The following is a 15,581-nucleotide window of genomic DNA, read 5'->3' on the forward strand; positions in this document are numbered from 1 at the left end:
AAGTCGACCTTCATAGACGAGTTCACCCGAGCTGTTCCAGCGGGCCAGGTCGCCGGTGCGGTAGAGGCGCTGGCCAGCCACAAACGGATGGGCTACAAAGCGTTCGGCCGTCAGGTCGGGTCGCCGCCAGTAGCCCCGGGCCAGACCCAGCCCACCCACGTAAAGTTCACCCGTCACGCCGGGGGGCAGTAGCCGCCGCCCGCTGTCGAGCACGTAGACTGTCGTGTTGGCAATAGGCTTACCAATGGGAATAGCCGCCCTACCACCTGCGGTCTCTTCAACCCGGTGGATCGACACGCACACCGAACACTCGGTAGGTCCGTAGGCGTTGAAATAACGAAGGTTTTTTCGGGTACCACGTAGAGGTAATGCCGCTTCACCAGCCGTAATCAGCACGCCGAGGGTGGGCAGTTCATCTATGTCGAACAGTTGCAGATAGGGCGGTGGCAGGGTGGCCACCGTAATTTTATTAGTCCGTACAAAGTCGGCAAATAGCTGTTTATCAATAATTTGCGCCTGCCTGATCAACACCAGCGCCGCCCCCACATACAGGGCCATACCAATCTCCGATATCGATGCATCGAAGCCGATAGACGCAAATTGAACCACCCGGTCCTGTGCCGTGATACCAAACGTCTCGATCTGGCTCAGGGTCATATTCACGCTGCTTCGGTGTTCCACCATCACGCCTTTGGGGGTTCCGGTAGAGCCTGACGTGTAGATCAAGTAGGCAAGGTCGGTAGCACTGCCGGTGGGTACCGGATTGCTGCTGTCGGTGTCCAGCGTATCGAGTTGAATGTCGAGGGCAAACAGATCGCCCGAAAAATCACCCACGTCAAAAAGGTACGCCGAATCGACCAGCATCAGTGCGGCACCGGCGTCGGTCAGCATGTAATCCTTGCGACTGGCCGGGTAATCGGGTTCAATGGGCAGGTATACCCCACCCGCTTTCAGGATGGCCAGCATGCTGATAACCATGTGCACCGAACGGCCCGTCAGCACACCAACCACCGACTGGCTGGTTACGCCAAAATGAGTACGGAGGTGGTGCGCCAGCCGGTTGGCATCGGCATTTAACTGGCTGTATGTAAACGAGTTGCCCTCATCAATAACGGCTATGGCCGCTGGTGTGCGCTGCACCTGCTGCTCGAACAGGGCGTGCATGGTGAGCGCCTGGTCAACTGCCACCGCCGTATCGTTGACGGAAAAAAGCAACTGCTGCTCCTGCGCTTCCGACAGGTAGGGCAACTGGCACAGGGGCATTCGGCTGTCGGCAAGAATGGCATTGAGCAGCTGCCGGTAGTGGGCAATCATCTGCGCCATGAGATCATGGCTGAACAGGTCCTGGTTATACTCGAAAGCCAGCGTAATGTCGGTCTGCGATTCAAAAAAGATTACCCGCAAATCGACCAGACCGGGACTTAACCCCAGGTCGTGTCCAGCCACTTCGAGACCATCCATCAGCCCGGCATCGACGGTAGTGGCGGTCTCGGCATTTTCGAGCACAAGCACCACGTCGAACAGCGGTGATCGGCTGGCATCGCGGGGTACGTGCAGGTCGTCTACCAGCCTGTCGAACGGGTAAAGCTGGTATTTCTGAGCTTCCAGGGTGTTTTGTTTTACCGTCTCCAGCAGCCGGTCGAAGCCTTCCTGCCCGTCGAAACGGGTACGAATGGGCAGGCTGTTGGCGTAGAAACCGATCTGATTTTCCAGTTCCAGGCGCTCGCGACCTGCTACCGGATAGCCAATCACGATATCGTCCTGGCCCGTGTAGCGATACAAAAACGTTTTCAGCGAAGCCAGCAGGGTCATAAACAGGCTGCTGCCATACTGCCGGTTGAGGCCATAGAGACCGTCGCGTTCCCGCTTGTCGAGTACGGTCTCTACCCGGTTGCCGTTGTACGTTTTTTCGATGGGCCGGGGATAGCTCAAGGGCAGTTCCAGCACCGGAAAACGGTCGGCAAACTGATTCCGCCAGTAGGTCTGGTGATCGGCTAACCAGTTGCCGCTCAGCCGGTTATTTTGCCAGTGGGCATAGTCTTTGTAGTGAATTCGGAGCGGCGGCAGTGGGTTGGGCAGCCCCGCCCGGAACGCGTTGTACAAGGCCGCCATCTCCTGAAAAATCACCCGAAACGACCACCCGTCGGAGATAATATGGTGCACCACCAGCAGCAACAGGTGGTCTTCGTCGGCCAGTTCAACCAGTTGTAGCCGCAGCAGTGGCCCCTCGCTGAAATCGAACGGCTGGCGCGCCTGATCCACCAGCAGGGCCTGCGCCGCCTCGGCCTGGCCGCGCAGACTGGCGTAGTGCACCAGCACCTGACCGGCACTCATGACCACCTGCTTTGGCCCATCTTCGGTAAGCCGAAAAACGGTACGCAGGCTTTCGTGCCGGTCTACCAGCGCCGCCACAGCGCGGCGGAAGGCGGCCTGATCAAGTTGGCCCGTGAGCCTGAACGCTACCGGGGTGTTGTAGGCCACCAGCGCCTCGGCAAACTGATTTATCACCCACAGCCGTTTCTGGCCATCCGACAGGTCGTAGTACGCGGCGGGGGGCAAAGCGACAATGGCATCTTCGGCAATGGCCGGTTGCCCCCCGGCTGCTAGCTGATCGATGTAGCCGGCCAGCAGCCTGACGGTGGGGTACCGGAAAATGTCGTCAAAATTGAGCACCACGTGGTGAATGTCCCGAATTCGGTTGAGCACCTGGTTGGCCAGCAGCGAATGGGCACCCAGATCGAAGACGTTAGCGTGGTTGTTTATCGTTTCCAGCTGCAACACCTGCCGCCAGATCAGGGCCACTTTTTGTTCAGTGCTGCTCAGCTGGTCGATGTATTCGGCCAGGCTTTGCAGGGTTGGGTAGTCGAACACGTCCTCGAAGTGAACGGCCATATCGAAAACGTCCCGAACCCGGTTGATGACGCGGGTGGCTTTGAGCGAATCGCCCCCAACGTCGAAAAAGTCATCGTGGCGGGAAAAGGTGTTTCGCCCCAGCGCCTCCCGCCAGAACCCGGCCAGCACCCGTTCGGTGTCGGTGGCATCTGCTTCCAGCAGCAGCAGGGTGGCTGTTTGGGTTTGTTCAAGCGGAGCATTGGGGTAAAACCGGGCCGGGGGCACCTCGCAGGCCCAGCAGCGGGTAGGCAAAAACTGGTAGGTGGGTAATTCCATTCGGCGGGCAGCGGCGGGATGACCATACGCCGCCCAATCTACCTCATAACCAAGGCTATAGAGTTCACCAAACAGGGCTGACAACGCCTGACGGTCTTCGTTTTCGCCCGCTCGAACCAGCCCGAAACCAGTGCCGCAGGCCGGGTGGCTGGCCAAAAGCGGGGCAAGGCTAGTTGGGCAACCCATCTGGGCGAAAAGCACCCAGCCCTTAGCCAGTTCGTTGTCGAGCAGGGCGTTGAGTCGGTTTGTCAGGGTGGGGTCTGGCTGGGGCACGTACGTGTAGGCGCTGGCCAGGCTGTCGCGCAGCGAGCGGGTTCCTCTTACAACTTCGGCCACGAGTTTACCACTGCCTACGGCCAGCACATGTTGCGAGGCCAACCCATTGGCCAGCAGGAGTTTGTAATAGCTATACTGCTGAATGAATCCCAGCACCAGCGGCGGCACTGGTTCGGTCAGAAAAGGCAGGCAGTCGGCATAGGCGGCGTCAAAGACCGGGTAATAGGCGCGGTACCAGGCCAAATCGGCATCGGTGGTCGACAGGGCATCGGCAAAGACGAAAAACAACTTCTCAACGGGCCTCGACGGGGTTAGCATCGCCTCCTGCATCCCGTGACGCAGGGCTGCCTGCACAGCCGCCAGCGAGGTAGCGCTGACCACCTGCCGGTACCGGTAATGCCTTCGCCCCACCGTCAGCGTATACTGCATAGCGGGCAGGTCGGCGTCGGTCAGGTGGTCGGTATGGTCCAGCAGCGCCTGCCTATTGCACAGCAGCGCTTCCGATGAGTGGGCCGACAGGGGCAACAGGTACGTTGTATCCTTGTTGTCAGTGGTGGGGTGGGGCGGGCGGGGCGGGGCTTCCTGCAAGGCCACGTGGCAGTTGGTACCGCTGAACCCCATCGAACTCACGCCGCAGTAGCGCACCTCGCCGGGCTGGATATCCCAGTCGCGGCAAACCCCGTCGAGGTAGACCGAGCCGTTGGCTAAATCCAGGTGCGGATTTGGGTCGTCGGCATGCATACTGGGAAACAACACCCGGTGCTTCAGCGACAACACCGCCTTCACCAGCCCAGCCATGCCCGCCGCCGACCGACCGTGGCCGATGTTGGCTTTGATGGACGAAATATGGCAGAGTCGTTGCCCGGCGTTGTCAGGGCCAAATGCCTTGTTCAGCCCGCCAACTTCCAGAATATCACCCAGTTGAGTACCCGACCCGTGTGCTTCGATGTAACGCACCTTCGCCAGGGGCACCTGGGCTTTTTGCCAGGCCCGGCCAATCACCTCGGCCTGGGCAAGGCTGTCGGGGGCGGTGAGGCTGGCCGACCGCCGGGCGTTGTTATTGACCGCCGTGCTTTTGATGACCGCGTGAATCAGATCGCCATCGGCCAGCGCCTGGCCCAGGGGTTTTAGCAGCACACAGGCCACCACCTCGCCGTAGGTCATGCCGTTGGCCTGCGCCGAAAAAGGCCTCGACTTGCCGTCGGGCGAATTAACGCCGGGGTCGAGGTGGGCGTCTTTAAAAGGAAATAACTCCAGGTTGACCCCACACACCAGCGCCTGGGCAACGTCGCCCAAAATCAGCTCGTTACACGCATGATGCAACGCCACCAATGACGACGAGCAGGACGTATCGAAGAGGGCCACGCTGCCCGTTAGGTTGAAAAAACGATTGATCCGGGTGGCCAGAAATTCGCTGGTATTACCCGTCATGGTGGTGGGTGTGGCCTCGTCGATCAGCGCGTCGTAATGCAGTTGGCAGTCGCCCACATACACACCCGTGTTCGACCCGTCGAGGGCATCGAGGCTATAGCCCGCGTTCTCGAAGGTCTCATAGGCTACCTCCAGGAGCAGCCGCTGATGGGGGTCCATGCCACGGGCTTCGGCCAGCGAAATCTGGAACAGCGCATGGTCGAACCGGTCGATACCGTCGAGGTAGCCGCGCACGTGGTAGTCACGGTCGGGCGGCAGCGTTGTGCTACGGAGCCGCGCTGCCGACATGGGACCAATGCTGTCTTTGCCGCTGCTCAGGTTCCGAAATAACGCGTCCACGTTGCTGGCGTCAGGAAAACGCCCGGCCATGCCAATGATGGCAATCTCTCGGTTCATAGTCATTCGTTATTGGTCAATGACTTAAAACTGAATTTTATCTGCTTTTTCGTACAGCACCTGGTTGCACCAGACGTAGTTGACCTGGTTCCAGGCCGTGGCCGAGTAGACGTCGGGAAAGAAGCCGCTGCCGTTGAGGTTGGCGCTGGTGTTGCACAGCAGCGGAATGCCGCTCAGTGCCTCATACGCCTCCAGCAACTCGCCCACCAGGGGGTTGTCTTCGCGGGTAATGGTCTGTAAACGAGCCGATTGATCGAGGTGACACACCGCCGGAATACGATCCAGCCAGTGGGGCCGAACCTGGTGATCGAACAGCATGAACGGGTCGGGCGTGCCGGGGTCGAACAGGGCCGGGGCTTTGTCACAGAGGCAGATGGGCGACACGGGCCGGTAGCTTTCGCGCTTTTTCACGGCGTTCAGGATGGCCTTCATGTTCGGGTTGGTAGCATTGCCCACAATGCTGCGGTTGCCCAGCGCCCGCGGGCCTAGTTCGGCGCAGGCGTTGAGCAGCACCACCGGCTCGTTGCTGACGTGGAGGAGGCTGGCCAGCTCGGCCACGGAACAGGGCCTGGCCGTCCAGCCCGGCGCGGGGGCGTTCTCTATGATAGCCGGACCACTGTATACGTTCCAGTGCAGGGCCGTGGTCTGGCTGTGGCGGAGCATGGCGGCGCAGGCTACCCCCACGGCACTGCCCGAGTCATTAGGAAACGGCGGCACATACACCGCGCCAAACAACCCACTCTGCCGAATGGCACTGTTCCACTTAATGTTCAGGGCGCAGCCACCCACCAGACACAGGTTGGCAGCCTGCCTGCCAGATCGGGCTATTTTCTTAGCCAGTTTGCTCACCAGCATCTCTTCCAGATACAGGTGAAACGTGAGCAGGATGTCTTCGTCTGTATAGGCCTGCCCCTCAATGCGTTGTTTGAACTCGTTAGCCAGGCTGTTGGCAAAGCCCATCGGGTGGCTATAATGATTGTTGTAGAGCTGATCGAAATGGGCAAACAGCTCCCTCCGTTCCTGGCCTAGGGCAATGTAGGCCATCACCTTACCCGCAATAGAGAGGTCATCTTTGGCAAACGAACCGCTCACTTTAAACGGCCCGAAGTGCTGTGAAAAGATCGTGTATACGTTGCCGATGAGCAGAAAAATAGGCCCCAGGTTGTCGACCTGCCGCGTCTCGGCATCGAAGAAATACAGTTGCGGATACATGCCACCGTCCCACACCAGCACAAAGCTGCTTTCGCCCCGCTGGGCAAAGGGACTCGTGCAGTAGGCACTGCTAATGTGACCCGCCACGTGCAGGTAGCTGGTATACGAAAATGTCTGGTCGCCAATAGCCAAGCCCTGACAGGCCAGGGGCTCCAGCACGTGCTGGTGTCGGCTGCGCTCCTGATACTGGGCCACAGCCAACTGGTAGGGCGACCCGTAGTTACTGATAGTTAAGTAGTTATGTTCCTCACCAATAGTGAGTCGGGGCTGAATGGCCAGCGCTTCCTGGTCGTTGCCCCCCCAGCCGTCGATGGCGAACTGGTCGATGGAGGCCAGAGGGCAACCCTGCGCTTCCAGGATGGTCTCGATCCAGCGCGTGTCGCCGATGTCCTGGTAGCGGGGGTGGTTACTGAGCTTTTCCAGTTCGATGCTGAACAGCAGCGTCCCGTCCTCGATCACCGCCACCGAACCGTCGTGGGTGAGTTTTAAACCGCAAATTTTCACGTCGTCAGTGGGTAGGAATAAACCGGCAAACAGCCAGCAGGCGGTCACTTTTTCTTTTGGGTCAGCAACTCGATGTCCAGTTCGAACTCGTTTTTGATGGCATCGTTGCCGAGGTTGTCAAAAAAGCTGTTCGACCCGTAGCGCACATCGAATTTGGCGCGGTCTACCACCAGCAGGGTTTTCAGCAGCAGTTTTCCCTGTTGCTCCTGGAGGGTAGCAGGAAACTGAATAGGGTTCGTTTTGTCTTTGATGGTCAGGTTGCCCGCCAGCTCATACGCGTTGCCGCCCTTCGGTATGGCCCGGGTCATGACGAAGGTGGCCTTCGGATATTTCTTTACGTCAAAAAAATCGGGGCTGCTCAGGTGTGTAATCAGCTTTTGATTGCTGGCACCGTTGTCGAGGGTGTTGCACGAGATGGCCGTCATGTTGATCTCCACTAGACCGGTTTTGAGTAGCCCCCCCTCAACCGTGATGCTGCCCGATGCCACCGGCACCACGCCCGACAGACTGTACTTGCCAATTTCGCTGCGGCCCGTCCAGTACACTTGGCTCTCGTTGGCATCTACGGCGTAGGTACCGCTGGCGGGAACAGCCTGCGGAGCAACGGCCAGCAGGGGCAGCAGCAACAGCGTACCAATGCGGCTAATCAGCCGTTGAAAAGATAGGTTTATCCCAGGCATATGACCGGTTGGTTAATAAGGCATTTATTGACCATTGCCCTTCGCTGGTTTCGTGCGTACGGGCGGGGTAAACACCCGCGAGGCCAGGTAACGGTTGATCGGGTCTTTGAAAAGCAGCCCAATGCGTACTCCCCGCTCGGTGGGGAAAAGCAGGTCCAGGCCGTCTTCAGAGAAATAATCTTCTTCGGTCTCGGCATAGAGGCGTACGGGAGGTTTACCGACCGCCTGGAGGTAGAGCTGTCCGTCGGTCACTACCACCTCGCCAACGGTGCTGTTGGCCAGCAGGTAGCGCCCCACCAGCCGCTCATACACCTCCAGACCGGGGCTAATTGCCCGCTTCACGGTCTGAGGAGCAGCCTCGACTGGCAGATCGGTCGGCCAGTCATATTCACGGGCCACCGCCCGAACCACCTCCATCATCAGCCGGTAGCCTTCGCCGTCGGCGTTGGTCATAAGCACAAGCCCCTTGTTCAGGTCGGGAAAGGCAATGGAATACGACGTGTAGCCGTAGTTCCAGCCCCGGTGGTAGAAGCAGCGGTTGGGTCCACTGCCGTGTACGTAATAGCCCAGCCCCCGCATCTCGTTGCCCGGTTGTGGGGTCAGCAGCGAATCGACCCAGCGCTTGTCGACCAGTTTGTGGCTCTGCCCGGCCCGGGTGCGCCCTACCTCGATCATCAGCCGGGCCACGTCGGAGGGCGTAGACCAGAGGCCCGCCGCCGCCATGGCGGGGTGTAGCCGCCACTTGCCCGACAGCATTTTTCCCTTCACATGGCCCGCTGCTACGCCCTCGCGCCACTGCGCCGGGCGATACTGCTCGAAGGTGCTATGCGTCATGCTCACCCGCGCGAGTATGCGGTCGGCCATCAGCGTGGCGAAGGGTTCGCCCGTTACGTCCATCATGGCCTGCTGCACGATGCAATACCCTTCGCTCGACACCTGGGCACCGCTGCCCGGCACCCGCACCACCACCACGGGAGACGTGAGCGACGGAGGGTCGCCCCGCAAAATCTGCGTGATCGTGGGCAGTGAGTCAGTGGCGGGGTAGCCGTTGGCAGCATTCAGGCCGGTGTCGCCCAGGCCCGTATTGTGCGACAGCGCCCGCCGCAGGGTTATTTTCTCTTTATTGGTAAACGCATTTGCGGGTATTTTCCAAGATGTCAGCTTAGTATTCAGGTCTTCGTCGAGGGCCAGTTTACCTTCCTGCACCAGGCCAAGCGCAGCCAGGGCGGTCAGGGGTTTGCTGATAGAGCCAGCCTGAAAACGCGTGTCTTCAGTCACAGTTGCCGAGCCGCCCGCCTCCAGCAGACCATAGCCTTTTGCCCACTCCACCACGCCGCCGTTGATAACAGCGATGCTGAATCCAGGCACCTGATGGTACTGCATCCGGTCGGTGAGCCGGAACGTGATGGGCGCGCGACCGGCGATGCTGAACGAGGGCAGCAAACCAGCCTCGATCCGTTTGATGGCGGCTTCCACGGCCTCTGTGCGCGGCCTAACTACCTGTGCCAGTGTCGGTTGCCAAAGCAACATACCCAGAACCAGCAGGCAGACCAGCAGTAGCTGATCTGGGCGGAGCGTTTGGGGTTGACGCATAGAAATGTTCGTTGGTCGTTTTCAAAAAAGTTAATCCAGCGGCAGGTTGGCTTCAATAGCAGCCGTCACCTCCCCTATCGCAATCTGCTGCATGCATGTCCGGCCATAAGGGCAGGGTTCGTCCATCAACACGTCGATGCAGGGGGCGCAGGGTACTTTCTTGTAAATGTTACCCTGACCGGGATAGCCCCAGATATCGGGGTTGGAGGCCCCAAACAAAGTCACGGCCGGGCGGTCCATAGCCCGGGCCACATGCCCGAAAAAACTATCGACCCCCACTACGCCTTTGCTGTATTTGACCACCGCCATGCTTTCGCGCAGGCTGATGGTACCCCGCAGGTCTACAGTCCCCTTCAGGGCATATTCGTCGGTGAGACCTAGTTGCACAAACGTGTACATCGGCAGCGCCTGAATCACCGCCTCCCAGCGTTCGTTGAGCCACTCCTGGTTTTTCGAGCTGCGCGAGGTGGGGTTGATCACCACCGGATTGCGCCACGAGGCCACCAGCTGCTGGCCTTTGGCTTCTTCAGCCGGGGTGAGAAATACGTCCGGTTTGTTGTCGGTCAGGGTGAGGCTGAAATACTCAGCAATGATGTCGGCAGCCTGTTTGGTATAAATTTTGGTCGGCCCAAACCAGCCATAGTTCGGAACAATAAATTTCCGCCACTTGAACCGGTAGCAAAGCACATCGACCCACGAGCGATAGTCCGACACCTTCCGCAGGTGGTCGATATGGGGGTTGTGGCGGTAGATATTCCAGTGGGCATCAGAGTCGCAGTAGACAATGAGCGTGCAGCCGGGATGCGCGGCTTTGAGGGCCTTGAACGATGGCGACGCCAGCAGCGCATCGCCAAGCCCACCCCACAAGAGTACTCTAAACACCTGCTTTCCCATCGTGCGCTACACCAGCGTGTCGGCTTCCACTTGTTTCAGCAAATTGGTTAACTCGGCCAGGGCAAACTCATACACACACCGCTCCTTATAAATAAACGACAGCAGCTTGTACTGCCTCAGGTAGCTTGGCCTGGCCATTTCGGCGGCGCAGAGCTGGTTGAGGTAGTCCAGGTGAAGGCCCAGTTCGTGGATTCGGCGGGCAAGAAGGGCTGACGTCGACATGATGCGTAGACAGATCTGTTACCCTTCTACGGGCACGTAGAGCAATTCTTTTTCGCCAAACAGCCGCTCGGCCAGCAGACCCCGCTCCCGACAGGCGTTGATTAGGGCGTTGGAGGCCACAATGGGGTTCGACTCGTCGGTGTAACGGATGCTACTGATAAACTCCAGCCACGGTTCCATGCCCATGGCATACACGTATACCTCTTTGGGGTTGAACCGGTCAACCAGGCTAAGGCCCCGTTCGTAGTTCGACCCAGCCAGGCGGCGGCTTTGGTCTTTATCGCGGGCCAGGTCTTCTGTCAGCAGCGGGCCGTAGAGCCAGGTGAGCGGGGCACCGTCGCATTCCATACCCAGCAGCAACACGTCGACGTCGCCGGTCAGGGCGTGGATATGGTCGTAGAGTTGGGGTTCAACAATGCAGGAATCGGCCACAAACAGGATCGAAAAATCAGCGATTTTGACCAGGTAGCACATCTTCGTACGGATGTTGAGGTCGCAGTGTTCGCCAATAAACGGAATGCCCGTGATGGTGCAGTTGCTGAACCGCAACGATTCCATTTCGTCTATTTCCACCACCTGGTCAAAGCCAATGTGCTGAAACATCAGCTTCAGGTTGGGGTCTTGGAGGCTCCCTCCCACCGACTTAGGAATAACAATGTGCCGAATTCGACTCCGCAGCGACAGCAACGTTTCGAGCAGCACGTGGTCCTGGTGGTTGTGCGTGATGAGCACGTAATCGATCACGTCGGGCAGGTTGGCATCCGAAAAACGAGACACGTCCGACGGGTACCCGTAGTAGCTCACCACCGGGTCTACCAGCACCGACACATCGTTGGTTTCGATCAGCACACAGGCGTGGCCGAAATAACGCATTCTGATAAAATCACCTTCGTACTTGCTGTAGGTTGGCGGAGTGTCGGTGGTGAAAAACGAAGCCAGTAGTGCCTCGTCAAACGCCGGTACGTCGAGCAGTCGCTTCACGTCCGACAGGCGGCGCGGCTGGCGTTTCATGCTGGCCAGCAGGTCGATAGCCGGGTGGTTGAAGGGAATGGGCAGGTGCAGTACAGCAGGCTCATCGAGCCGGGGCGTACTCAGCACAAACGGGCGGCTATCATTGTGGGTCAGCCAGAGGGCAATGCTTTGACTAGCCGGGTTATAAAACTTGCTTCTGTAGAGCAGCGACTCAAAAAAACGGTACGACGGGTTACCGTTGAGGTCATAGAGCAGCTCTACGTAGCCCTTCAGCAACGGCGGAATTTGTTCGTACAGCGGTTCCAGCGAATAGCCTTTGGCTTGTTGTTTCAGCAACTGATCCAGTTCCTTTATTGCTTTGGCCAACTCGATCAGGTCGCTTCGTTCGTCCAGGGTGCGGGCTTTCAGGTCTTTCACCTCACCAACACGGGCTTTGGGTGTGTCCATAAACGGCCCCCCCAGCAGCTTGGGGTTCTGCACCGCCGCCACGTGCACGTCCGGGGCCTGAATAAATGAGTTGATGATTTTCAGGTGCCGGTTCAAAATATTCATGGCCGCCGTGGCTGGCGACACCAGGTGCGACCACGCATACCAGCGGTCAATCAACGGCTCCAGTACTGTGTTGGGCGACAGGTACACGTAGTCTTCATCCATATCAGTAGCGTGATTCATACAAGATTGGGGTTAGTTGACCAATGACTACTCAGCATGTGCCAGCAAAATTGGGCCGTAGTCCAGAGTGGACCAGTCAGACTCGATGTTGGGCAAGCGCATGATTTCGGTCATGATTTTCTCCTGCCTCGTGCCCACATTCAGAGCATCGGCATAGGGTGCGGTCGAGAAGGCAATCATCGTGTAGACGGGGGTCCAGTGGGTGGGGTAGCTGGCGTGGAGGTGGGCTTCAATTTTTTTCTGCAACACAAACCTGGGGTCCGACACCTTGTCGCGCATCTCGATGAAGTTGCAAAGCGCTAAATCGGCAATGGCCTGTGCATTGGGGTACCGGGCTTGCTGAAAGGAGTCAAATACCGCAGGCCAGTTTTCACCCAGGGCGTTCAGGGTGTCGTCGAACACCATGCAGTCTTCCAAACCAGCGTTCAAGCCCTGTCCATAAAACGGCAGTATGGCGTGCGAGGCATCACCAATTAGTAACACTTTACCCTGGTAGCTCCACGGGTAACAACTGATGGTCACTAGTGGTGAGGCGTGGCTTCGCAGGAACTCGTCGGCCAGATTGGGCATCAGGGCAAAGGCATCGGGAAAGGTGGTGGCAAAAAAAGCGTTCACCTCCTCACGCGTTTGCACAGACTGAAAAGACGGGCAGCCCTCGAACGGAAAAAACAGCGTACCCGTAAAGCTGCCGTCGGCGTTGGGCAGGGCAATGAACATGAAATGGCCCCGGGGCCACACGTGCAGGGCATCGGCGGCCAGCACTGGTTTGCCATCTGGCCCCGCCGGAATAGTCAGTTCTTTATACCCATGGTCGATAAACTGCTGCGAATAATTGAAACGGCCCGTGCGTTGCAGGCTGGCCCGAACCGCCGACAGTGCCCCATCGGCCCCAATCAGCAGGTCGGGCGTAACGACCGAAGTGGCCTGCGTATGGATGTCGGTAAAATAGATAGCAGGCCGCTTCAGGTCTACCTGGGTGCAGAGCTGCCCAAATTGAAGCGTTACATTTGGCTCGGCCTCTGCCTGACATAGTAGCTTGTTATTCAACCCGTTGCGCGACACAGAGTAGATAGCCTGCTGCTCTTTACCATAGGGTTGCACGTGGGTTTGCCCGCTGCTGTCGTGTACCATTCGCCCAAACATCGGCATGGCTTCGTGCCGTACCAGGTGGGCCAGACCCACCCGCCCCAGGGCCTGCCAGCCCCGCTCGCTAATGGCCAGGTTGATGGTGCGGCCGTGGTCAACAGTCGCCCCACGCGGATCGGGCCGCTTGTCATACAGGGCTACCTGATGGCCACGCCGGGCCAGCATAATGGCCAAGAGCGAACCCACAGGCCCAGCGCCGAGCACGGTTATCTGTTTAGTCATGGGACATTGGTCATTTCGCTACGCTCGGCACCAGTGCTGACTTTTCGGTAGTTAGTTGCGCCCACGGCTCGTTATAGACGGTATCGAGGTAGGCTGTGCCTTTATCGGTACAGAGAAACAGCACCGTAGGCTTCCGTTGCCTGTCAGCCTGCCAGGGGTAGTTTTTAATGGCCCAGTACACTGCCCCTGTAGAGGCACCGCCGAAAATCATCTGCTCGGTCAGCAAGGCCCGGCTCCCGGCAATAATGTCGGCATGGGGTACGTGGATCACTTCGTCAATAGCGGCGTGTTGCAATACGGGCGGCACCTTGCTGGCCCCGATGCCCGATATGTAGCGGGGTTTGGGAGCGTTACCGAAAATAATGGACCCCTCTACGTCGACGGCCACCACCCTGATGTGGGGGTACCGCTCCTTAAGTTTGCGCGACAGCCCCGTTATGGTCCCCGCCGAACTAACCCCAATGAAGGCGTAGTCGAGCGTGGGCAACTGGGCGCACAATTCCGGGCCAAGGCCTTTGTAGTAACTCAGGTAGTTGTTCGGATTTTCGTATTGATTGGTCCAGTAGGTATCTGGCTGCTGGCAGATGCTTTTCACCGCTTCGATCCGGCTCAGCAGATAGCCCCCCGTATAATCGACCTGGTCTACCTTCACCACCTGCCGACACAGCAGAGTAAGCTGGCTTTCGTAGATCGGGTTAATGTTGGGGTCGATTACGGGAATGAAGTTCAACCCCAGCCGCTGGCAAAGTGACGCCAGCGCAATGGCAAAATTGCCTGAACTCGACTCCACAATGGTGGTGGTGCTGGTAACGGCTCCGCTATAGATGGCTTCCTGGAGCATATGAAACGCGGGCCGGTCTTTAATGCTGCCCGAGTAGTTGGTATACTCCAGTTTCACAAACAGGTCGACCGGCAAACTGCCTGACTCCAGTTGCACCAGCGGCGTATGGCCAATCAGCGGTTGGATTGTCGATAGTTTCTGAAGCATGACAGCAGCGGACAAATAAGCTATGCGTGACTATGTTGCTGAATGGCCGCCAGCAGCCCGCCAAAGCAGGCATCGGGCGAAAACCGGGTCTGAATCAGTTGGTAAGCGGTTGTTCCCAGCAACTGACGCAGGGGGTAATCGGTTAAGAGCCGGTTGAGCTGACGGGCAAAGTCGGCGGGGGTATCAGCAATGAGCATAGCCTCCTGCGTGTAATCTTCCAGACCAATAGCCCCGTGAGTGGTGGTTAGCAGCGGCAGACCATAGCCCAAGGCTTCCATGTTTTTTATTTTCAGCCCAGAGCCAAACCGCACGGGGTTAATGGCCACGTCGAACTGGGCGTATACTTGCTCTAACTCAGGTACGAAACCATGCAGCACCACGCCGTCCTGCGCCTCAACGTCGAGCGAACGACTCTCGTAGAAGCGGGTGATGCCCGGGAAATCCACTTCCAGGTGGCGTAGTTGGCTACCCGGGCGCTGCGGCTGGCTATTTTGCCGAAGCACGTCGCAGATGCCGCCGTAGATATGAAGGCCGATGCCAGGGCGGTAGACCAGCGGCCACACCTCGCGGATAAACCACACAATGGCATCCAGATTTGGCTCGCTGGCACCGGCTACATACCCAATGTGTATGGCCTGCGCCCGCGCCGGACGTTGGGTCGAAACCACCGGATGGGGTACGAGCAGGGCTTTTTCGCCAAGAACTGCCCGCACTTTTTGGTAGTCATGCCGCTGGATCAACAGCAGATAGGCGTACTTATCAAACAAGGCAAACTCTTCGGTTGCCGACACGTTCAGGGTACTGTAGGGGGCATAGAAGCGGTCAAAGTTTTGTCTCCGGTCACTCATCAGGTCGTGCGTGTCGAGCATAACGCATTGTCCTTCAGGTATATATTCTAGCAGAAACGTCAACACCGCGTATTCCAGTACACAAACGTCAACCGGGTGTTGCAGCAGGTATGTTTGCAGGAGCAGCCCGTAGTCGGTAGGGCTTTGCGGCTGTTGCGTCGAGAAGTAGACCACGTTCAGCGGGCCGTAGCGGGCCACCAGCATGGTTTCATCAGTGGGCTGTTTCAGGCCCGCATACAAAATCAGCAGGTTAGTGTGCTGGTGTAGGTAGGCTACCAGGGCACTTATACGCGCCTGACCACCGCCACCTTCCTGCCAGAAGCACACATCGGTAACAAGGGCAACAGTGGCTTTCAT

At 58.3% G+C, this 15,581-nt stretch carries 10 protein-coding genes; all 10 read right to left on the reverse strand.

What is annotated here, in order from left to right:
- Positions 1 to 5,271 (reverse strand): polyketide synthase (locus tag J2I48_RS21360; protein WP_207337539.1); only part of this gene is annotated, 5,271 nt, incomplete at its 3' end.
- Between the two features lie 24 nt (positions 5,272 to 5,295).
- Entirely contained in the window at positions 5,296 to 7,035 is a 1,740-nt protein-coding gene (locus J2I48_RS21365; RefSeq protein ID WP_207337540.1) for a carbamoyltransferase N-terminal domain-containing protein, read from the reverse strand.
- Positions 7,032 to 7,667 carry a YceI family protein gene (locus J2I48_RS21370; protein WP_207337541.1) on the reverse strand — a complete coding sequence of 212 codons (636 nt, stop codon included), beginning with the start codon at positions 7,665 to 7,667 and terminating at the stop codon, positions 7,032 to 7,034. The genes J2I48_RS21365 and J2I48_RS21370 overlap by 4 nt, the downstream gene beginning before the upstream one ends.
- Positions 7,668 to 7,691: 24 nt before the next feature.
- Entirely contained in the window at positions 7,692 to 9,260 is a 1,569-nt protein-coding gene (locus J2I48_RS21375; RefSeq protein WP_207337542.1) for a serine hydrolase domain-containing protein, read from the reverse strand.
- A gap of 30 nt (positions 9,261 to 9,290) precedes the next feature.
- Positions 9,291 to 10,142 carry a glycosyltransferase family 9 protein gene (locus tag J2I48_RS21380; RefSeq protein ID WP_207337543.1) on the reverse strand — a complete coding sequence of 284 codons (852 nt, stop codon included), beginning with the start codon at positions 10,140 to 10,142 and terminating at the stop codon, positions 9,291 to 9,293.
- An 18-nt stretch (positions 10,143 to 10,160) separates the two neighbouring features.
- A complete protein-coding gene (locus J2I48_RS21385; RefSeq protein ID WP_207337544.1) occupies positions 10,161 to 10,376 on the reverse strand; it encodes a hypothetical protein in 216 nt (71 codons plus the stop codon).
- 18 nt (positions 10,377 to 10,394) lie between these two features.
- Positions 10,395 to 12,020, reverse strand: coding sequence for an MBL fold metallo-hydrolase (locus tag J2I48_RS21390; RefSeq protein ID WP_229376621.1), 1,626 nt, complete (start codon positions 12,018 to 12,020; stop codon positions 10,395 to 10,397).
- A gap of 27 nt (positions 12,021 to 12,047) precedes the next feature.
- On the reverse strand, positions 12,048 to 13,388 hold the full coding sequence (locus J2I48_RS21395) for an FAD-dependent oxidoreductase (protein ID WP_207337545.1): 1,341 nt from the start codon (positions 13,386 to 13,388) through the stop codon (positions 12,048 to 12,050).
- A 10-nt stretch (positions 13,389 to 13,398) separates the two neighbouring features.
- Positions 13,399 to 14,376 carry a 2,3-diaminopropionate biosynthesis protein SbnA gene (gene sbnA, locus J2I48_RS21400; protein WP_207337546.1) on the reverse strand — a complete coding sequence of 326 codons (978 nt, stop codon included), beginning with the start codon at positions 14,374 to 14,376 and terminating at the stop codon, positions 13,399 to 13,401.
- A gap of 20 nt (positions 14,377 to 14,396) precedes the next feature.
- Complete coding sequence (locus J2I48_RS21405; RefSeq protein ID WP_207337547.1) at positions 14,397 to 15,581, reverse strand: glycosyltransferase; 1,185 nt, start codon at positions 15,579 to 15,581, stop codon at positions 14,397 to 14,399.

The sequence above is a fragment of the Fibrella aquatilis genome, assembly GCF_017353255.1.
GTDB lineage: Bacteria > Bacteroidota > Bacteroidia > Cytophagales > Spirosomataceae > Fibrella > Fibrella aquatilis.

Coding starts and splice junctions, on each gene's coding strand:
- J2I48_RS21370 (WP_207337541.1), bottom strand. CDS start 7,667: ATGCCTGGGATAAACCTATCTTTTCAACGGCTGATTAGCCGCATTGGT.
- J2I48_RS21375 (WP_207337542.1), bottom strand. CDS start 9,260: ATGCGTCAACCCCAAACGCTCCGCCCAGATCAGCTACTGCTGGTCTGC.
- J2I48_RS21385 (WP_207337544.1), bottom strand. CDS start 10,376: ATGTCGACGTCAGCCCTTCTTGCCCGCCGAATCCACGAACTGGGCCTT.
- J2I48_RS21390 (WP_229376621.1), bottom strand. CDS start 12,020: ATGAATCACGCTACTGATATGGATGAAGACTACGTGTACCTGTCGCCC.
- J2I48_RS21395 (WP_207337545.1), bottom strand. CDS start 13,388: ATGACTAAACAGATAACCGTGCTCGGCGCTGGGCCTGTGGGTTCGCTC.
- sbnA (WP_207337546.1), bottom strand. CDS start 14,376: ATGCTTCAGAAACTATCGACAATCCAACCGCTGATTGGCCATACGCCG.
- J2I48_RS21405 (WP_207337547.1), bottom strand. CDS start 15,581: ATGAAAGCCACTGTTGCCCTTGTTACCGATGTGTGCTTCTGGCAGGAA.